This window comes from Mycobacterium sp. SA01 (assembly GCF_041287105.1).
In the GTDB taxonomy this organism is placed as follows: Bacteria; Actinomycetota; Actinomycetes; order Mycobacteriales; family Mycobacteriaceae; genus Mycobacterium.
Map to the genome: position 1 here is coordinate 251,683 of NZ_JBGGNO010000017.1, position 16,300 is coordinate 267,982.

17 protein-coding genes are annotated in these 16,300 nt (G+C 69.3%); 8 read left to right on the top strand and 9 right to left on the bottom strand.

Annotated elements, in window-relative coordinates; translation table 11 throughout:
• Positions 1-45 precede the first annotated feature (45 nt).
• The 3 genes from AB4879_RS11355 (at position 46) to AB4879_RS11365 (ending at position 1,493) form a co-directional block, all read left to right on the top strand.
• A complete protein-coding gene (locus AB4879_RS11355) occupies positions 46-690 on the top strand; it encodes an FABP family protein (protein WP_102808209.1) in 645 nt (214 codons plus the stop codon).
• The gene (locus AB4879_RS11360) at positions 690-1,007 is read left to right on the top strand and encodes a hypothetical protein (RefSeq protein WP_102808208.1); all 318 of its coding nucleotides are present in this window, start codon (positions 690-692) and stop codon (positions 1,005-1,007) included. The genes AB4879_RS11355 and AB4879_RS11360 overlap by 1 nt, the downstream gene beginning before the upstream one ends.
• Before the next feature lie 144 nt (positions 1,008-1,151).
• Positions 1,152-1,493: a hypothetical protein gene (locus tag AB4879_RS11365; RefSeq protein ID WP_370507661.1), complete on the top strand. Its 342-nt coding sequence runs from the start codon at positions 1,152-1,154 to the stop codon at positions 1,491-1,493.
• A gap of 289 nt (positions 1,494-1,782) precedes the next feature.
• Here the strand turns inward: AB4879_RS11365 and AB4879_RS11370 are convergent, their stop codons facing one another.
• The gene (locus tag AB4879_RS11370; RefSeq protein ID WP_370507887.1) at positions 1,783-2,643 is read right to left on the bottom strand and encodes an aminodeoxychorismate lyase; all 861 of its coding nucleotides are present in this window, start codon (positions 2,641-2,643) and stop codon (positions 1,783-1,785) included.
• A gap of 65 nt (positions 2,644-2,708) precedes the next feature.
• Between AB4879_RS11370 and AB4879_RS11375 the strand changes: the two genes are divergently transcribed.
• Both AB4879_RS11375 and AB4879_RS11380 read left to right on the top strand, forming a co-directional pair.
• Positions 2,709-3,800 (top strand): folate-binding protein YgfZ, encoded by a 1,092-nt coding sequence (locus tag AB4879_RS11375; RefSeq protein ID WP_102808206.1) that lies wholly within the window; start codon positions 2,709-2,711, stop codon positions 3,798-3,800.
• Between the two features lie 137 nt (positions 3,801-3,937).
• A complete protein-coding gene (locus tag AB4879_RS11380) occupies positions 3,938-4,129 on the top strand; it encodes a DUF3073 domain-containing protein (protein WP_102808205.1) in 192 nt (63 codons plus the stop codon).
• Between the two features lie 37 nt (positions 4,130-4,166).
• Here the strand turns inward: AB4879_RS11380 and purM are convergent, their stop codons facing one another.
• Together purM and AB4879_RS11390 are read right to left on the bottom strand one after the other, a co-directional pair.
• The gene (purM, locus tag AB4879_RS11385) at positions 4,167-5,237 is read right to left on the bottom strand and encodes a phosphoribosylformylglycinamidine cyclo-ligase (protein ID WP_083118618.1); all 1,071 of its coding nucleotides are present in this window, start codon (positions 5,235-5,237) and stop codon (positions 4,167-4,169) included.
• A gap of 48 nt (positions 5,238-5,285) precedes the next feature.
• Positions 5,286-5,903 (bottom strand): DUF2461 domain-containing protein, encoded by a 618-nt coding sequence (locus AB4879_RS11390; RefSeq protein WP_370507662.1) that lies wholly within the window; start codon positions 5,901-5,903, stop codon positions 5,286-5,288.
• Positions 5,904-5,932: 29 nt separating this feature from the next.
• Here AB4879_RS11390 and AB4879_RS11395 point away from each other — a divergent pair, with 29 nt between their 5' ends.
• A complete protein-coding gene (locus tag AB4879_RS11395; protein ID WP_370507663.1) occupies positions 5,933-6,367 on the top strand; it encodes a cupin domain-containing protein in 435 nt (144 codons plus the stop codon).
• 56 nt (positions 6,368-6,423) lie between these two features.
• A complete protein-coding gene (locus AB4879_RS11400) occupies positions 6,424-7,746 on the top strand; it encodes a DUF2867 domain-containing protein (protein ID WP_370507664.1) in 1,323 nt (440 codons plus the stop codon).
• A 3-nt stretch (positions 7,747-7,749) separates the two neighbouring features.
• On the opposite strand, the gene purF is transcribed toward AB4879_RS11400, so the two are convergent.
• Positions 7,750-9,282, bottom strand: a complete 1,533-nt coding sequence (gene purF / locus AB4879_RS11405; RefSeq protein ID WP_102808288.1) for an amidophosphoribosyltransferase — start codon at positions 9,280-9,282, stop codon at positions 7,750-7,752.
• Positions 9,283-9,371: 89 nt separating this feature from the next.
• The gene (locus AB4879_RS11410) at positions 9,372-9,764 is read right to left on the bottom strand and encodes a sterol carrier family protein (RefSeq protein WP_102808287.1); all 393 of its coding nucleotides are present in this window, start codon (positions 9,762-9,764) and stop codon (positions 9,372-9,374) included.
• A gap of 51 nt (positions 9,765-9,815) precedes the next feature.
• On the opposite strand from AB4879_RS11410, the gene AB4879_RS11415 reads away from it, so the two are divergent.
• Positions 9,816-10,241, top strand: a complete 426-nt coding sequence (locus tag AB4879_RS11415) for a PPOX class F420-dependent oxidoreductase (protein WP_370507665.1) — start codon at positions 9,816-9,818, stop codon at positions 10,239-10,241.
• On the opposite strand, the gene AB4879_RS11420 is transcribed toward AB4879_RS11415, so the two are convergent.
• From AB4879_RS11420 to AB4879_RS11435, 4 genes are read right to left on the bottom strand one after another with little or no spacing between them, the layout of a single operon-like run.
• A complete protein-coding gene (locus AB4879_RS11420; protein ID WP_370507666.1) occupies positions 10,238-10,786 on the bottom strand; it encodes a lysostaphin resistance A-like protein in 549 nt (182 codons plus the stop codon). The two genes, AB4879_RS11415 and AB4879_RS11420, sit on opposite strands and share 4 nt — an antisense overlap.
• Positions 10,783-12,567, bottom strand: coding sequence for an alpha/beta hydrolase (locus AB4879_RS11425; RefSeq protein ID WP_370507667.1), 1,785 nt, complete (start codon positions 12,565-12,567; stop codon positions 10,783-10,785). Before AB4879_RS11425 ends, AB4879_RS11420 begins: the two co-directional genes overlap by 4 nt.
• Positions 12,564-14,858: a phosphoribosylformylglycinamidine synthase subunit PurL gene (gene purL / locus AB4879_RS11430; protein ID WP_370507668.1), complete on the bottom strand. Its 2,295-nt coding sequence runs from the start codon at positions 14,856-14,858 to the stop codon at positions 12,564-12,566. Before purL ends, AB4879_RS11425 begins: the two co-directional genes overlap by 4 nt.
• Positions 14,859-14,868: 10 nt before the next feature.
• Positions 14,869-16,164: a cation:proton antiporter gene (locus tag AB4879_RS11435; protein ID WP_370507669.1), complete on the bottom strand. Its 1,296-nt coding sequence runs from the start codon at positions 16,162-16,164 to the stop codon at positions 14,869-14,871.
• Positions 16,165-16,300 lie beyond the last annotated feature (136 nt).

Below are 16,300 nucleotides of genomic sequence, written 5' to 3' on the forward strand. Positions count from 1 at the left end.
CTGGTTCGCGTTGTACGCGCTGTATCGACTGATCACCGACGAGTCGTGAGTTCCGAGGACATCTCCGGTACCGCCGATCGCGCCGTAGCGGCTGCGGCCGAGCGGGCGAAGGAAACGGCCGTCCGCAACGTCCCGGTTTTCGACGACCTACCGGTACCCGCCGACACCGCCAATCTGCGCCTGGGCGCCAACCTCAACGACGCACTGCTGGCCTTGCTGCCGCTGGTCGGGGTCTGGCGCGGCGAGGGCGAAGGCCGCGGCACCCACGGCGACTACCACTTCGGACAGCAGATCATCGTCTCGCACGACGGCGGTGAATATCTGAACTGGGAGTCCAGGTCCTGGCGCCTCGACGAGTCCGGTGAGTACGCCGGCCCGGGGTTGCGGGAATCCGGCTTCTGGCGATTCGTCACCGACCCGGCCGACCCCGGTGAGTCGCAGGCCATCGAGTTGATGCTGGCGCACTCCGCGGGCTACGTCGAATTGTTCTACGGCCACCCCCGCAATCAGTCGTCGTGGGAGCTGGTGACCGATGCGTTGGCGCGCAGCAAGTCCGGTGTGCTGGTCGGCGGTGCGAAACGGTTGTACGGGATCGTCGAGGGCGACCTGGCCTATGTCGAGGAGCGGGTCGACGCCGACGGCGGCCTCGTTCCGCACCTGTCCGCGCGGCTGACGCGATACGTCGGCTGATGCGCGGCGTTGCACTGGTGGTCGCCACGGCGGCCACCGCACTCCTCGCCGGGTGCGTCCCCGCCCCGTCGCCCTCGCAGCCGACGGCGATCAGCCCGGCGCCGAGCACCACCAGTCCCCTGCCTGGCACCACACCCCCGAGCAGCACGACACCCGCCCCGGCCGAGCACGGTTCGCTGGCCCGTTGCCTGCACGAGCACGGCGTTCCAGACTCGGCCGGTACCGCGGTCCTGGGTCCGCCGTCGGGGGTCGACCCCGGCGTCTGGGATCAAGCGATGAAAGCCTGCTCGCCGCTCGAGCCGGGCCCGGCCGGCTAATCTCTGACGAATCCGCCTCGCCGACAACGCTTTTCCTCGACACCCGCCCGCGCGATCACTCACAGCTGTCGCACAGCCGCCGGCTAATCGACGCCTACACACAGTGCATACGGTCGGTCTTCCCCTACAGATGGAGACGACGAGATGACTCTGCGACCGTTGCACACCGCGGTTATCGGCGCCATGAGTGCGGCCCTGATCGGGGTCGCGGTGGCCGGTGCGCCCTCGAGCGACGCCGCACCGGGCAACCCGGCCGGGCCGAATGATCCGTTCGCGAAGTGCATGACCGACAACGGTGTGCCCGCACCACCGCAGGGCGGCCCTGGTGGACAGGACGGCCCGCCACCGGGCGGTCCGGGCGGGCAGCCCAACCCCGGCGCGGCCGGCGGGCCACCGCCGGCACCGCCGGGTGTCGACCAATCGGTGTGGGACAAGGGTCTACAGGCGTGCGCGTCATTGGCGCCCGCGCCGCCTCAACAGCGCTGAGGGGCCCCAAAGTAAGAGCCCCAAAGTAAGGGCCCGAGAAAAAGGCCTGAGAAAAGGAGCGGCCCCCGAGCCGTTATTCCTTGGTCGGACTAACCAAGAGCTCGGGGGCCGGGTAGCTGCCTGGAATTCGCCAGCGCGCTCAGAGCGCAGGTAAATCCCGGCACCTGGTGCTGCTAGCGGGCAGCCACCTCACATGTCCTAGAAGCTATCAATTTTCCGGACCACCTCCCTTCTTGTGTACCGACGAAAGTACCCGCGTCAGAAAGGTTGTGCCAACACATTTTCGCGATCAGCGATCACAGACGATCGCGGCATCGACCAGCGCCGCCACTTCGGCGGCCAGCCGAGTGGGCGGCAGGGGCTGCCCGTCGAGAGTGTGCACCCGAGCCGCGAGTGTCATGCTGGACACCAGCCAAACCCCCTGTGCGGCATACAAGTCGGACGGCCGCAGCGCGCGGAAGTCGCAGTCGTAGCCCTTCTCACGGGCAACTTCGAACAGCGCCTGCTGCGTGGTGCCACGCAGGATCGGGTACCACGGCGGCGGCGTGAGCAGGGTTGTCCCCGAGCCGTCGTCGGTGGCGATCACCACCGTCGAGCGCGGACCCTCCAGCAGGTACCCGTCGGAGCTGACGAAGATCACGTCACCGGCGCCCCTGTCGGCGGCGTGCCGCAGCGCGGCCATGTTCACCGCGTACGACAGCGTCTTGGCACCCGCCACCAGCCACGGCATCGCGTCCACTCCGGTGGACGGCAGCCCGCGGTCGAGCAGCACCGCGGCGATCCCGTCGCGGCGGGTGGCGGCAACCCGGTCCGGCACGGGATTGACCGTGAGGTAGGCGGTCGGATCCGAGCCGGACTCCCGACCGCGGCTGTACACCAGGCGAAGGGCGCCCTCGGCAGCCGTCAGCGACGTCCACTGCCCCACCGCGATGCCGATGGCCCGCCGCCAGGCCGACAGGTCCGGTTCCGGCAGGTCCATCATCTTGGCCGACTGGGTGAGCCGGCGCAGATGCGCGTCCACCAGGCAGGCGCGGCCGCCGCGGACCAGCAGGGTTTCGAACACGCCGTCGCCCCGGACGGCCGCGAGGTCGTCGGCGAACAGCAGCGGCTGCGCCGGATCTCGTACCTCGCCGTCGAGAGTGACGAGCACCGAGGGGCGGCCGGGCATTCCAAGCATGGAGCATGAGCGTAGTGGCAGCCCCGTAGAGTTGATGTGTGTCAGCAGTCCCCGCACCTGACAACTCCCCCGATGCCGGCGTGATCTGGCACTACGGCGACCCGTTCGGTGAGCAGCGCAGCGCCGAGCACGATGCCGTCGTTGTCGATCGCTCGCACCGTGCGGTCATCACACTCACCGGATCCGACCGGCGCAGCTGGCTGCACTCGCTGTGCTCCCAGCACGTCAGTGAGCTGCCCGACGGCGCCTCCACCGAGAACCTGAGCCTCGACGGCCAGGGCCGTGTCGAAGACCACTGGGTGCAGACCGAGCTGGGTGGCGTCACCTATCTCGACACCGAACGCGGCCGCGGTGAACCGCTGCTGGCCTATCTGCGCAAGATGGTGTTCTGGGCCGATGTCGCACCCGAGGCCGCCGACCTGGCTGTGCTCTCCCTGCTCGGGCCGCGTCTCGCCGAATCGGCGGTCCTCGGCGCGCTGGGCGTCGACGAGCTGCCCGCGGAGTCGACGGCCGTTCCGCTGGCCGGCGGTGGTTTCCTGCGCCGGATGCCCGCGGCGGCCGGCCAGATCGAACTCGACCTGGTGGTCCCCCGGGCCGAGGTGACGACCTGGTTGAGCAGGCTGGACGCGGCCGGCGTTCGCCGCGCCGGGGTATGGACGTACGAGGCGCTTCGGGTCGCGGGCCAGCGCCCACGGCTGGGCGTGGACACCGACGAGCGCACGATCCCGCACGAGGTCGGGTGGATCGGCGGCCCCGGGCAAGGAGCTGTGCACCTCGACAAGGGCTGCTATCGCGGCCAGGAGACCGTCGCGCGGGTCCACAACTTGGGAAAGCCGCCCCGGATGCTGGTCCTGGTGCATCTCGACGGATCCGGGGAGCGGCCGGTCACGGGTGATCCGCTGCTGGCCGCTGGGCGTGTCGTGGGCCGGCTGGGCACCGTCGTCGACCATGTCGATCTGGGGCCGATCGCCCTGGCCCTGGTGAAGCGGGGCATTCCGGCCGATACCGCTCTGACCACGGGCGGCGAGCATGAGGTGGCCGCCGAGATGGACCCGGAATCGCTGCCGCCGACCGATGCCGTGGGGGCCGGGCGGCTCGCGGTCGAGCGTTTGCGCCGCGGCGCGAACTGACGTTCTCCCACGGCCGAACGGGCCTGCCAGCACATCGCAGCGGGGCACGGTAAGGTGTGGACAGGACAATAACGAACACACAGATCGGAGCCGCCTGCATCCCGGGCCGCTCCGTTATTGCGCGAGGGGGTTCCCCCATGGGCCGCGGCCGGGCTAAGGCAAAGCAGACCAAGGTTGCTCGGGAGCTGAAATACAGCTCCCCACAGACCGATTTCAGTCGGCTCCAACAGGAGCTGTCCGGGTCGGAGTCTGAGTCGGATGAGCCTGACACCGTGGACAACGGGTTCGGCGAGGACCCGTGGGCCGACGAGGGTAGCTGGCGGCGCTGAGCCGCCGCCCCCTGTTCACACGCGCTGGGCCTGATCCCTAAAAGCGAGGGTGTAGTCCTACCAGCTTCGCTCTCGGGCCATCCTTGCCCTTGGTGACGGTGCCCAGTGTCCAGCAGTTCAGATGGCGTGCAGTCAGGATCGCCAGTGCGCGGTCGGTGTCCTCCGGCGCGACGACGGCGACCATGCCGACGCCCATGTTGAACGTCTTCTCCATCTCCGGGCGGTCGATACGGCCGCGCTGCGCGATCATCGCGAACACCGGTGCGGGAGTCCAGGTTCCGCGGTCCAGTTCGGCGACCAGACCGTGCGGGATGACCCGTTCGAGGTTGGCGGCAAGCCCACCACCGGTGACGTGGCAGAACGTGCGCACCTGCGTCTCGGCGGCCAGCGCCAGGCAGTCCTTGGCGTAGATCCTGGTGGGCTCGAGCAATTCTTCCCCGAGCGTGCGGCCGAACTCCTCGACGTGGCCGGCGAGGTTCATCCGGTCGATCTCGAGCAGGACCTTGCGGGCCAGCGAGTAGCCGTTGGAGTGCAGGCCGGACGATCCCATCGCGATGATCACGTCGCCGGGGCGTACCCGGTCGGGACCCAGCACGTCGTCCGCCTCGACGACGCCGACGCCGGTGGCGGAGATGTCGTAATGGTCGGGCTCCATCAGCCCGGGATGTTCTGCCGTCTCCCCGCCCAGCAACGCGCATCCGGCGATCACGCAGCCCTCGGCGATGCCCGAGACGATCGCGGCGACGCGCTCCGGAACGGTACGTCCGACGGCGATGTAGTCCTGCAGGAACAGCGGTTCGGCGCCGCACACCACGAGGTCGTCGACCACCATCGCGACCAGGTCCAAGCCGACGGTGTCGTGCTTGTCCATCGCCTGCGCCACGGCGAGCTTGGTGCCGACACCATCGGTCGACGCGGCCAGCAGCGGCTCCCGGTAGTCCCCGCGCAGCGCGAACAGCCCGGCGAAGCCGCCCAGTCCGCCCCGCACCTCGGGCCTGGTGGCCCGCTTCGCAAGCGGCTTGAACAGCTCGACCGCGCGGTCACCGGCCTCGATATCAACCCCGGCCGATGCGTAGGAGATCAGGTTGTCTTCCTCGCGATCCGTCATCGGGCATAAGGCTACCGGTCGACGTCGGCCGCCGGAACGGGCCAGTCGTCAGCCGACGTGCCGGGCCAGCCAGTCACGCAGCGGCGCCCCGGCCCGCAGGGTGGTGACCACCCGATCCCTGGCCTTCGCCGTGCCCAGCCAGGCGCCGACCGGCCAGGTCTTCATCATCGCGATGCCCTTGTGGCGCAGCAGCTCGATGCGCGGATGATCCTTCGGGTAGCCCCTCGGCGCGGTCTTGAGAACATCGTGGGCCATCGTGTCGTAGCCGCCCTTGTGCAGCGCGTCGACGATCCCGGCCAGCGCGGCGCCGGACTTCTCGGCGTCGACGGCCGCCCGGTACCGGGCCAGCGCCGCGGCATCGGGCATGTACAGACCGCTGCCCACCGACAGACCGTCAGCCGAGAACGACACGTAGCCGGAGCCGAGCCTGGCCGCGCAGTTGGTCTTGTACGGGGATTTGTCGGCGCTGAACCGCACGTCGCGGTGCGGCCGGAACAGCGTGCCCTCGCCGAACTCACCGGCCAGCTCGGCGAGCAGTTCCTCCATCGGCGCCTTCACCTGACGGTCGTAGACGCTGCGATGCCGGGTCCAGTAGACCTTGGAGTTGTCGGCCTCCAGGCCCTCGTAGAACTCCACGGCCTCGATCGGCCAGCCCCGAAACGCCATTCCGACATTGTGTGACACTCTGGTGCCCGATGAAACCAGTGCGGTGTTTCCCTGTGGCGTTGACCGCCGCGATGACCAGTGCGGTGTGGTTCGCCGCGCCTGCTGTGGCGACGCCCAACTCGGGCATCGAGGCCGAGACCCTGGTGCAGTCAACTCTCAACGGCAGGGACTTCGTCACCCGGGAGCTGACCATCGCCCCCGGCGGAACCACCGGCTGGCACTACCACCCCGGCCAGGTGTTCGGGGTGATCAAGCAGGGCACGTTGACCCACTACAAGGGCGACTGCTCGGTCGACGGTGTGTACAACGCGGGCGACTCGATCAGCGAGGGCAGCGGCACCGGGTACATCCACGAGGGCCGCAATGAGGGCCCGGTCCCCGTGGTCATGTGGGTGCTCTACATCAAGCCCGCGGGCAGCCCACTGGCAGTCGATGCACCGAATCCGGGTTGCCCGTTCGAATAAGTGGCAATCCAACCGGTCCTCGGCTCCGAATTACGGAGGCGACGAACGGAGGATCCATGTCGGCGAAGCAGATCCGATGCTTGGTGACCGGTGCCACCGGTTACGTCGGCGGCCGTCTGGTGCCGCGACTGCTGGAGGACGGCTTCGCGGTCCGCGCGCTGGCACGAAATCCGGACAAGCTCGCGAACGTGCCGTGGCGCGACCAGATCGAGATCGCCCGCGGTGACCTCACCGACGCCGACTCGCTCGCCGAGGCGTTCACCGACGTCGACGTCGTCTACTACCTGGTGCACTCCATGGGCACGTCGGCGGATTTCGCCGCCGACGAGCGGCGCGCGGCCCAGAACGTCGTCACCGCCGCCCGCAGCGCGGGCGTGAAGCGCATCATCTACCTCAGCGGCCTGCACCCCGAGGGCGCCGAGCTGTCCACGCATCTGGCGTCGCGCACCACGGTCGGTGAGATCCTCATCGCGTCGGGCATCGAGACCGTGGTGCTGCAGGCCGGCGTGGTGGTGGGCTCCGGATCGGCGTCGTTCGAGATGATCCGTCACCTCACCGACCGGCTGCCGGTGATGACGACGCCGAAGTGGGTGCACAACAAGATTCAGCCGATCGCGATCCGCGACGTCCTGCACTACCTGGCTGCTGCCGCCACCGCCGACGTGCCGAAGTCGCGGGCCTGGGACATCGGCGGGCCGGACGTCCTGGAGTACGGCGACATGATGCAGATCTATGCCGAGGTGGCGGGACTGAGTCGACGGCACATGATCGTGCTGCCGGTGCTGACCCCACGGATCGCCGCACTGTGGGTGGGCTTTGTGACGCCCATCCCGTCCGGTCTGGCCCGTCCGCTGGTCGAATCCCTGCACTGCGACGCCGTCATGGCCAACCACGACATCGACACCATCATCGACCGGCCTGCCGCCGGCCTCACCCCCTACCGGCGGGCGGTTTCCCTCGCCCTGGCCCGGATCGCCCGCGGCGAGGTGGAGACCACGTGGGACACCGGCACCGCCGCACCGCTGCCCAGCGACCCGGATTGGGCCGGCGCCATCGTCTACACCGACGCCCGGTCGTGGCGCACGAAGGTCAGCCCGGAGCGGCTGTGGGAAGCGGTCGAACACAGCGTTCCGGAGCGCTGGCATGTCGAGGGCCGCGACGAGGGTGCGATGCTGCGGCTACGGGCCGACGATCGCAGCCCAGGCGTGCGGTGGCTGGAGATGCGGGTTTCACCCGAGCAGGGCGGCAGCCGATACGAGCAGCGGGCGATCTTCTATCCGCGCGGGCTGCTGGGCCGGGTCTACTGGCTCGCCGGACGTCCGCTGCACTCGGCGACGCTCCGCGCGCAGCTGCGCAAGGTCAGCGAGGCCGCCGGGTGAGCGTCAGGGCCTGCTGAGCGCCGAGACGTTGTCGTTGTCGACGGAGACCGGCTGGATCGGAAGCCCGGTGCGGGCGGCGGTGGCCAGCATGTGCTCGACGACATTCTTACCCAGGGCCGTCTCGCCGGGCAGTTCGATCGGGTAGGTCCCGTCGAAGCAGGCGCAGCACAGCCGCGTCGCGGGCTGTTCGGTCGCCGCGATCATGCCCTGCTGCGAGATGTAGCCCAGGGTGTCGGCACCGATCGCGTGGCGTACCGCTTCGAGCATCTCGCCCTGATGGTCCACCGCGTTGGCGATCAGTTCGGCCGGGGTGGCGAAGTCGATGCCGTAGAAGCACGGCCACTTCACCGGCGGCGACGCGATGCGCACGTGCACCTCGACCGCGCCCGCCTCCCGCAGCATCCGCACCAGCGCGCGTTGGGTGTTGCCGCGGACGATCGAGTCGTCGACGACGATGAGCCGCTTACCGCGGATCACTTCCTTGAGCGGGTTGAGCTTGAGCCGGATACCGAGCTGGCGGATGGTCTGCGATGGCTGGATGAACGTGCGCCCGACATAGGCGTTCTTCATCAGCCCCTGGCCGAACGGGATGCCGGACCCCTGGGCGTAGCCGACCGCGGCGGGTGTGCCTGACTCCGGGACGCCGATGACCAGGTCGGCGTCGACGGGCTGCTCGGCGGCGAGCCGGCGGCCGATGTCGACGCGGGTGGCGTGCACGGACCGGCCGCCGATGACACTGTCGGGGCGGGCGAGGTAGACGTACTCGAACACGCAACCCTTGGGGGTCGGGTTGGCGAACCGGGTGGAGCGCACCCCGTCGGCGTCGATGGCCAGCAGCTCACCGGGCTCGATGTCGCGGACGAACGAGGCGCCGACGATGTCGAGGGCGGCGGTTTCGGAGGCCACCACCCAGCCGCGGTCGAGCCGGCCCAGCGACAGCGGGCGCACGCCGTGCGGGTCGCGCGCGGCGTAGAGCGTGTTCTCGTCCATGAAGGTGAGGCAGAACGCCCCGCGCACGCTGGGCAGCAGTTCCAGGGCGGCCTGCTCGATCGTGGAGTCCGCCGCGCCGTGGGCCAGCAGGGCGCCGAGGATGTCGGAGTCGGTGGTCGCCGCACCCGGCATGTTCGGGTTGATCAACCCGGCGTCGCGGGCGCGGGCGGCCAGATCGGTCGTGTTGACCAGGTTTCCGTTGTGTCCCAACGCGATTCCGGTGCCCGCCGCGGTGTTACGGAACACCGGCTGGGCGTTTTCCCAGGTCGTGGACCCGGTGGTGGAATACCGGCAGTGGCCGATGGCGACGTGGCCCGGCATGGCGGCCAGCGTCTGCTCGTCGAACACCTGGCTGACCAGACCCAGATCCTTGAACACCAGGACCTGCGATCCGTCGGCGACGGCGATGCCTGCGGCTTCCTGACCCCTGTGCTGCAGGGCATAGAGACCGTAATAAGTGAGCTTGGCTACATCCTCGCCTGGAGCCCATACGCCGAAGACGCCGCACTCTTCCCGAGGGTCGTTCTCCACTTGTTCGGTCACGATATGGGCTGCTCCCTGGCGCAGGTTGGTGACGTAAGCCAGTTTACGGGCATCGGCTCCAAACACGGAACTGAACGCCGAGTGTCGGGGCCTCAGTCGGTGAGTGTCACGATGGGGAGCCAGGCCGCGACCTCGCCCGCCCGGGATCCCGACAGCCGCAACGCGCCCAGTCGGGCCGCCTCGCCGACGTCGAGCAGACCCGTTGCCAGCCGCAGCCACGTCCGCGGATCGACCTCCACCACATTGGGGGGTGTGCCACGGGTGTGGCGGGGCCCGGAGATGCATTGCACCGCAACAAAAGGTGGCACGCGCACCTCGACGCTCGCGCCTGGCGCGAGCGTGGCCAGGGTGCGGGCGGTCAATCGGACGGCTGTGGCGATCGCCTGGCGGTCGGGGCCGGCCGCGCTGTCGTCACGCAGCCAGTCCGCCACGGCGCGCACCGCGGCGACGGTGGCTTCGGGGTCGGCGCTGCGGGCGGGCACCAGTCGAGTATGCGGTATTGACGTCAACCGAAGTTGAGGTCCTACCGTGGTGTGATGGCGTTCAAACCGCACGAAATCGAGTACCTGAAGTCGGCGGATCTCGGCAGGCTGGCCACCATCGCGCCGGACGGCACGCTGCAGAACAGTCCGGTCGGCTTCTCCTACAACGACGCGCTCGGCACCCTCGACGTCGTCGGCTACCACATGGCCAAGAGCCGCAAGTTCCGCAACCTGGCCACCAACAACACCGTTGCGTTCGTGGTCGACGACATCGCCTCGCGCAGCCCGTGGCGGGTGCGGTGTCTGGAGATCCGTGGCACCGCCGAACAGGCCGAGACCGACTCCCCCGGCGACGGCATCGACACTGCAATCATCCGAATCACACCCAAACGGATCATCAGCTTCGGCATCGACGACACCGAGACCGAGCCGCACGACCTGGTGCCGGACAGCCGGGACGTGCCGACGACGGGCGACTAGCGCCGCTGCAGCACCAGTGCGGCGACCGCGGCGGACTCGTTGAACGCCGTGTGTGCGAGCACCGGCGCCAGCACGCTTCCCGACCGTCTGGCGAGCCAGCCGAACACCCATCCGGCCACGCCCGTCACCACCACGGTGCCCAGTACCGGGTCGCCGACCCGCCGGGCGTCGGGGATGTGCCAGAGCCCGAAGGCGACCGCTTGCGCCAACGGGCCGAACGTCGGCCCGAACGCCCGTACGGCGGCGGTCTGGAGCAGTCCCCGAAACAGCATCTCCTCCGTCCAGGCCGTGGCGACCGGAATCTCCAGTGCCAGCCAGCGGACGGGATCCGGCGGGACCGTGCGGTCGATCATCCCTTGGCGCACCCGGGGAACTCTCGTCAATGCCGCGACAGCCGCGACCACCAGCCCGAAGACCACCGCACCGGATCTCAGCCCCGACCACAGTCGCGGCGGGCGCAACCCCAGCGGCGCGCCGACGGCCGCCGCCAACCCGGTGCTGACGATCGCGCGCACGGCAGGCGCGCCGGAATCCTTGGTGATCATTGGAATTCGGGCCCGCCTGCCGCGATGAGCTTGTCGAGGGAGCGCCGGACACGGTCGGTGTCGGCATGCGTCCAGCCGTCGGGTGCGGCGACCGCGACCCAGCCGTCGAGCGGGCTGTCGCCATAGTTGTGGCCGTGCCCGTTCGGCGCCGCCTGCGAGCTGGTGACGTTGCCCGCCATATCGGCACTCACCTGCCAGAACGTGACGATCGGGTACCACTGCATGGCCGGGCTGCGGTCGAAGCCCGGCGGCTCCCGCAGCCAGTCCGGCCTGGTGAACAGCAGCCGCGGTGACCACCACACCACCGGGTCGGACGGGTGCTGCAGATAGAGCACCCGGGTGCCCTTCCACGTCGGCGATGCCGCGATCCCGGCGATCTGCTCGGGCCCGGCCGCCTGCGCGAACCGCACGGTGCGCCCGCCGTCGTAGCGCGGTTGGTACTCCGGGGAGCCCGGATCGCGCCGCACGGTCAGCGCTTTCCACAAGGCGCTGGCGTTGGGCGGCCCCACCCACAGCACCGACGAGAACCCCTTGTCGACGACGTCGGGCAGGTATCCGAACGCGCCCTGTCCGGCCAGCGACCCCAGGCTCTCGCCGTAGAGCATCAGCTTGGGCCGCGTGGCCTCCGGCCATTGCAGCCATCGGCGTTGGATGCCGTTGATCATCGCCCGGCCCGCCTCGACCGACTTGTCGCGGTCGGCCAGGAACGAGATCCAGCTCGGCAGGTACGAGTACTGCATGGCGACCAGCGCGGTGTCGCCGTTGTACATCGACTCGATGGCCCTGGCCGCCACCGGGTCGACCCAGCCGGTGCCGGTGGTGGGGATGATGACCAGAACCTTGCGCTCAAAAGCCTTGGTGCGCTGTAACTCCGAGAGCAGCACAGCCACCCGGCCCTCGGTGGTGTCCGCCGTTTCCAGGCCGGCGTAGATCCGGATCGGCTCCTTGGCGGGCCGCCCGTTGAGCTCGGTGAGCTCGGCGGCATCCGGCCCGGTGCCGACGAAGTTGCGGCCCTGGAATCCAAGTGTGTCCCATGCGGCGAATGATGCTGGGCTGCCTGATCTTTCGGGCTGGATAGGTTGTTCGACGCCGGGGCGGGTGGTGTCGTTCTGCGGCTGCAACACCGCACTGGCACCGGCGATGAAGCCGCGGTAGAGCACACCGTTGACGAGGGTGATGACCAGCACCACGACGATCGCGGTGCCGATGAACATCGCGACCTCGTCGTTGATGTCCCAGCGCCGGATCATCTGCCGCGCGAGGAACTTGATGGCGTCCTTGATCACCCGCGCGACGCTGACGAACAGCCCACCGGCAACCAGCGCGACGGCCAGCGTACGCAGGTAGATCAGCGTGGACGGACCGTCGATACCCATGACGGCCGCGATCTGGCGCTGCCACGCGGCGGCCGGCACCAGCATCAGCACGCTGGCACCGATCGACAGCACCACGGTCGCGATCTTGAGGCGGACGGCGACCCGCGCACTCGGCGGCCACCACGGCTGGTGGTTGAGGAAGAGCCGGCGAACCACTTTGCCTGCGAGCACCCCGATGGCGTAGCCGATGGCGGCGTTGATCCCGCCGATCACACCGGACAGTACCCAGTCGCGCGGCACCAACGACGGAGTCAGGGACAGGCAGAAGAACAGCGCGCCGACCGCCACCCCGACGAAGTCCAGCCGGACCAGGCTCCACGCCCACTCGATCAGCGACTCGCGGCGACGCTGCGCCCCCTGCGGGGACTGCGCCTCACCGGTGACGTCGTCGACCGCACTGGTCATCCGAACAGCCCGGGCAGCACTTTCTCGGAGGTGGCGCGCAGCTCCGCCAGCGTCACGGTGAACAAGCCTTGCACGTCAACGGAATCCGAGCCGGGGTCCGACACCCCGATCCGGGTGACCGGCAGCCCGCGGGCCTCGCACATCGACACGAAGCGGCTCTCCTCGGTGCGTGGCACGGCGACCAGGGCACGGCCAGCGGACTCCGAGAACAGTGCGACGAACGGGTCAACCCCTTCGGGAAGCACGATGCGGCAACCGGTTTCACCGGCCAACGCCGCTTCGATGACCGCCTGGATGAGCCCGCCTTCACTGAGGTCGTGGGCTGCCGAGGCGAGGCCGTCGCGGGACGCGGCCGCCAGCACCTCGGCGAGCAGCTTCTCCCGTTCCAGGTCCACCTGTGGCGGCACACCGCCGAGGTGGTCACCGGTGACCTGCGCCCAGATCGAGCCGTCGAACTCGTCGCGGGTGTCACCGAGCAGCAGCAGGGTCTCCCCCGGCTCGTTGCCGAGCCCGGTGGGCAACCGGCGCGTCACGTCGTCGAGGACGCCCAGCACACCCACCACCGGGGTGGGCAGGATGGGCGTCGCCCCGGTCTGGTTGTAGAAGCTGACATTGCCGCCGGTGACCGGAATGCCCAGGGCCGCACAGCCATCCGCCAACCCGCGGACAGCCTGAGAGAACTGCCACATCACCCCGGGGTCTTCGGGCGAACCGAAGTTGAGGCAGTTGGTCACCGCGACCGGCGTCGCCCCGGTGACGGCGACATTGCGGTAGGCCTCGGCCAGCGCCAGCTGTGCGCCGGTGTACGGATCGAGCTGTGTGTACCGTCCCGACGCATCGGTGGACAGCGCGATGCCGCGGCCGGTGGCTTCGTCGATGCGCAGCACCCCGCCGTCGGCGTGCTCGGCCAGCACGGTGTTACCGCGCACGTAGCGGTCGTACTGTTCGGTGATGAACGCCCGGCTGCACAGATGCGGACTGCCAACCAGCGCAAGCACAGTCGCGCGCAGTTCGTCACCGGTCTGCGGCCGCGGCAGGGTGGCCGACGTGTCGGCGATCAGCGCGTCCTGACTGTCGGGCCGTTGCACCGGGCGCTCGTAGACCGGACCCTCGTGGGCCACGGTCCGCGGCGGCACGTCGACGACGGTCTCGCCCTGCCAGGTGATCTGCAACCGGTCGCCGTCGGTGACCTCACCGATGACGGTGGCCAGCACATCCCATTTGCGGCACACCGCCAGGAACGCCTCGACGTTCTCCGGGGTGACCACCGCGCACATGCGTTCCTGCGACTCGCTGGACAGCACCTCAGCCGGGGTCATGTCCTTGGCCCGCAGCGGCACCCGGTCCAGCTCGATGCGCATGCCGCCGTCGCCGGCGGACGCGAGCTCGGATGTCGCACAGGACAATCCGGCGCCGCCGAGGTCCTGGATCCCGACCACCAGACCGGCGGCGTACAGCTCCAGGCAGCATTCGATGAGCACCTTCTCGGTGAAGGGGTCACCCACCTGGACGCTCGGGAGTTTCTTGCGGCCCGCGCCGGACTCGTCGCCGGAGAAGGTGTCCGACGCCAGCACCGACACCCCGCCGATGCCGTCGAGACCGGTGCGCGCACCGAACAGGATGATCTTGTTGCCGGTGCCGGAGGCGAACGCCAGGTGTAGATCTTCCTTGCGCAGCACCCCCACGCACAGCGCGTTGACCAGAGGGTTGCCTGCGTAGGAGGCGTCGAACACCGTCTCGCCGCCGATGTTCGGCAGGCCGAGCGAGTTGCCGTAGCCGCCGACGCCGCGGACCACGCCGTCGAGCACCCGGCGGGTGTCGGGGGCGTCGGCAGCACCGAACCGCAGCTGGTCCATGACGGCCACCGGGCGCGCGCCCATGGCCATGATGTCGCGCACGATGCCGCCGACACCGGTGGCCGCGCCCTGGTAGGGCTCGACGTAGGACGGGTGGTTGTGCGACTCGACCTTGAACGTCACCGCCCAGCCGTCGCCGATGTCCACCACGCCGGCGTTCTCGCCGATACCGGCCAGCATCGAGGACCGCATGGCCTCCGTGGTGGTCTCACCGAAGTAGCGCAGGTGCACCTTGGAGGACTTGTACGAGCAGTGTTCGCTCCACATCACCGAGTACATGGCGAGCTCGGCGTCGGTGGGCCTGCGGCCGAGGATGTCCCGGATCCGCTGATATTCGTCGTCTTTGAGGCCGAGTTCGCGATACGGCTGCGGGTGCTCGGGGGTGGTTGACGCGTGGTCGACGGTGTCGACTGCTCCAGAGAGCCCAGATGTCACGCCAAACAGTCTAGTGGCGCAGCTGCGCAGCGCCGCGTCGTCGCGCCTGGGAGCGGGCGAAGGCGTGCGCGACGCCCGCGGCGGACAGGCCGTGGACGACCACACTGCTCAACACCACCAGCACCATGATCAACAGCACCTGCTTCTCGATGCCGCCTTCGAGCACGTTGAACGCCAGCAGACCGAAGACGATCGAGGTGGTCCCCCGGGGTCCCAGCCAGCCGACCAGCAGCCGTTCGCGCCAATCCATCCTCGATCCGAGCAGCGCGAACATCACCGGGATGAGCCGCACGATGGTCACGGCGACGACCGTGTAACCGACGATGCCCCACGTGACACCGCCCGACATCAGCGCGATCACACCGATCCCGGCCACCACGAACCACATGAACGCTGTCAGCAGCACGGCCACGTCGTCGATGAGTTCCAGTTCCCGGTGCTTGTCCTCAGCCAAATCCCCGGGTCGCTCCGCTCTCCCCCTAGCCTTCGGCGGGGCGGTACCCCCAGCCCGCCGGACCTTCCGCACATAGTTCAGCGCCATCCCGCACAGGAACGCCGACACGAACCCGTTGCCGCCCAGGCCCACACTCAGCGAGTAGGACAGCAGCGGCGCGGCGACGTAGATGATCCGCTTGGACTGCTCGGTCATCAGGTTGCGCCCGTCGGCGGCGTTGGCCAGCCTGCCGAGTAGCCACCCGACGGCCGGGCCGACGAGCAGGGCGATGCCGATCTCGGGAAGCGCCTCGGCGAGCGCGTCCATCGGCGGCTCTTCGTCGTCGGGACCCGACGCCAGTGCCAGCGCGAAGACCAACACCGGCGCGATGATTCCGTCTTTGTAGCCTGCCTCGACGTTGAGCAGGTCGCGCACCCGCTCGGGAATGCGCGCGTCGCGCAGGATCCGGGACGCGGGCGCGAAATCGGTCGGCACCACGATGCAGGCCAGCACGAGCAGCACCGGCCAGGTGACCCCGGGCAGCAGCAACCAGCCCAGGACGAAGGCCAGCCCGATGCTGAGCGGCAGCGCGACACCCAGCAACCGCAACGCCGAGCGCGGGTCGCGGCCCAACAGCCCGCCGCGCACGTCGGTGGCGTCGACGAACACCAGCACCGCCAGGATCAGTTCCGCAAGGTGTTGGGCGACCTGAGAGTTCAAGGTGTCGGCCACCGCGTGGTAGGTGCCGTACTCGATGCCCGCCCCGACGACCACCAGCAGGATCGGCGCGGTGATCCGGCCCCGCTGCATCGGGCGGGCCAGCAGCGCCCAGACCGCCAGCACCACCGAGAGCGCGATCAGCGACTGCACCACAGCAACGCATCTTTCCGCAGACACCCGGCGTGCGCGCGCCGGGGTGACCCGGCATGACCTCGCGGGTAATTGAGCGCCCGCAGCGGCAGCGACAGGCTGGCGGTGACGCGCTCGACACCGAGCGCCCGACGCAGGA

Coding starts and splice junctions, on each gene's coding strand:
- purM (WP_083118618.1), bottom strand. CDS start 5,237: ATGACGGATCGCGAGGAAGACAACCTGATCTCCTACGCATCGGCCGGG.
- AB4879_RS11415 (WP_370507665.1), top strand. CDS start 9,816: ATGGCGTTCAAACCGCACGAAATCGAGTACCTGAAGTCGGCGGATCTC.
- AB4879_RS11365 (WP_370507661.1), top strand. CDS start 1,152: ATGACTCTGCGACCGTTGCACACCGCGGTTATCGGCGCCATGAGTGCG.
- AB4879_RS11420 (WP_370507666.1), bottom strand. CDS start 10,786: ATGATCACCAAGGATTCCGGCGCGCCTGCCGTGCGCGCGATCGTCAGC.
- AB4879_RS11380 (WP_102808205.1), top strand. CDS start 3,938: ATGGGCCGCGGCCGGGCTAAGGCAAAGCAGACCAAGGTTGCTCGGGAG.
- AB4879_RS11400 (WP_370507664.1), top strand. CDS start 6,424: ATGTCGGCGAAGCAGATCCGATGCTTGGTGACCGGTGCCACCGGTTAC.
- AB4879_RS11390 (WP_370507662.1), bottom strand. CDS start 5,903: ATGGCGTTTCGGGGCTGGCCGATCGAGGCCGTGGAGTTCTACGAGGGC.
- AB4879_RS11395 (WP_370507663.1), top strand. CDS start 5,933: ATGAAACCAGTGCGGTGTTTCCCTGTGGCGTTGACCGCCGCGATGACC.
- AB4879_RS11360 (WP_102808208.1), top strand. CDS start 690: ATGCGCGGCGTTGCACTGGTGGTCGCCACGGCGGCCACCGCACTCCTC.
- AB4879_RS11425 (WP_370507667.1), bottom strand. CDS start 12,567: ATGACCAGTGCGGTCGACGACGTCACCGGTGAGGCGCAGTCCCCGCAG.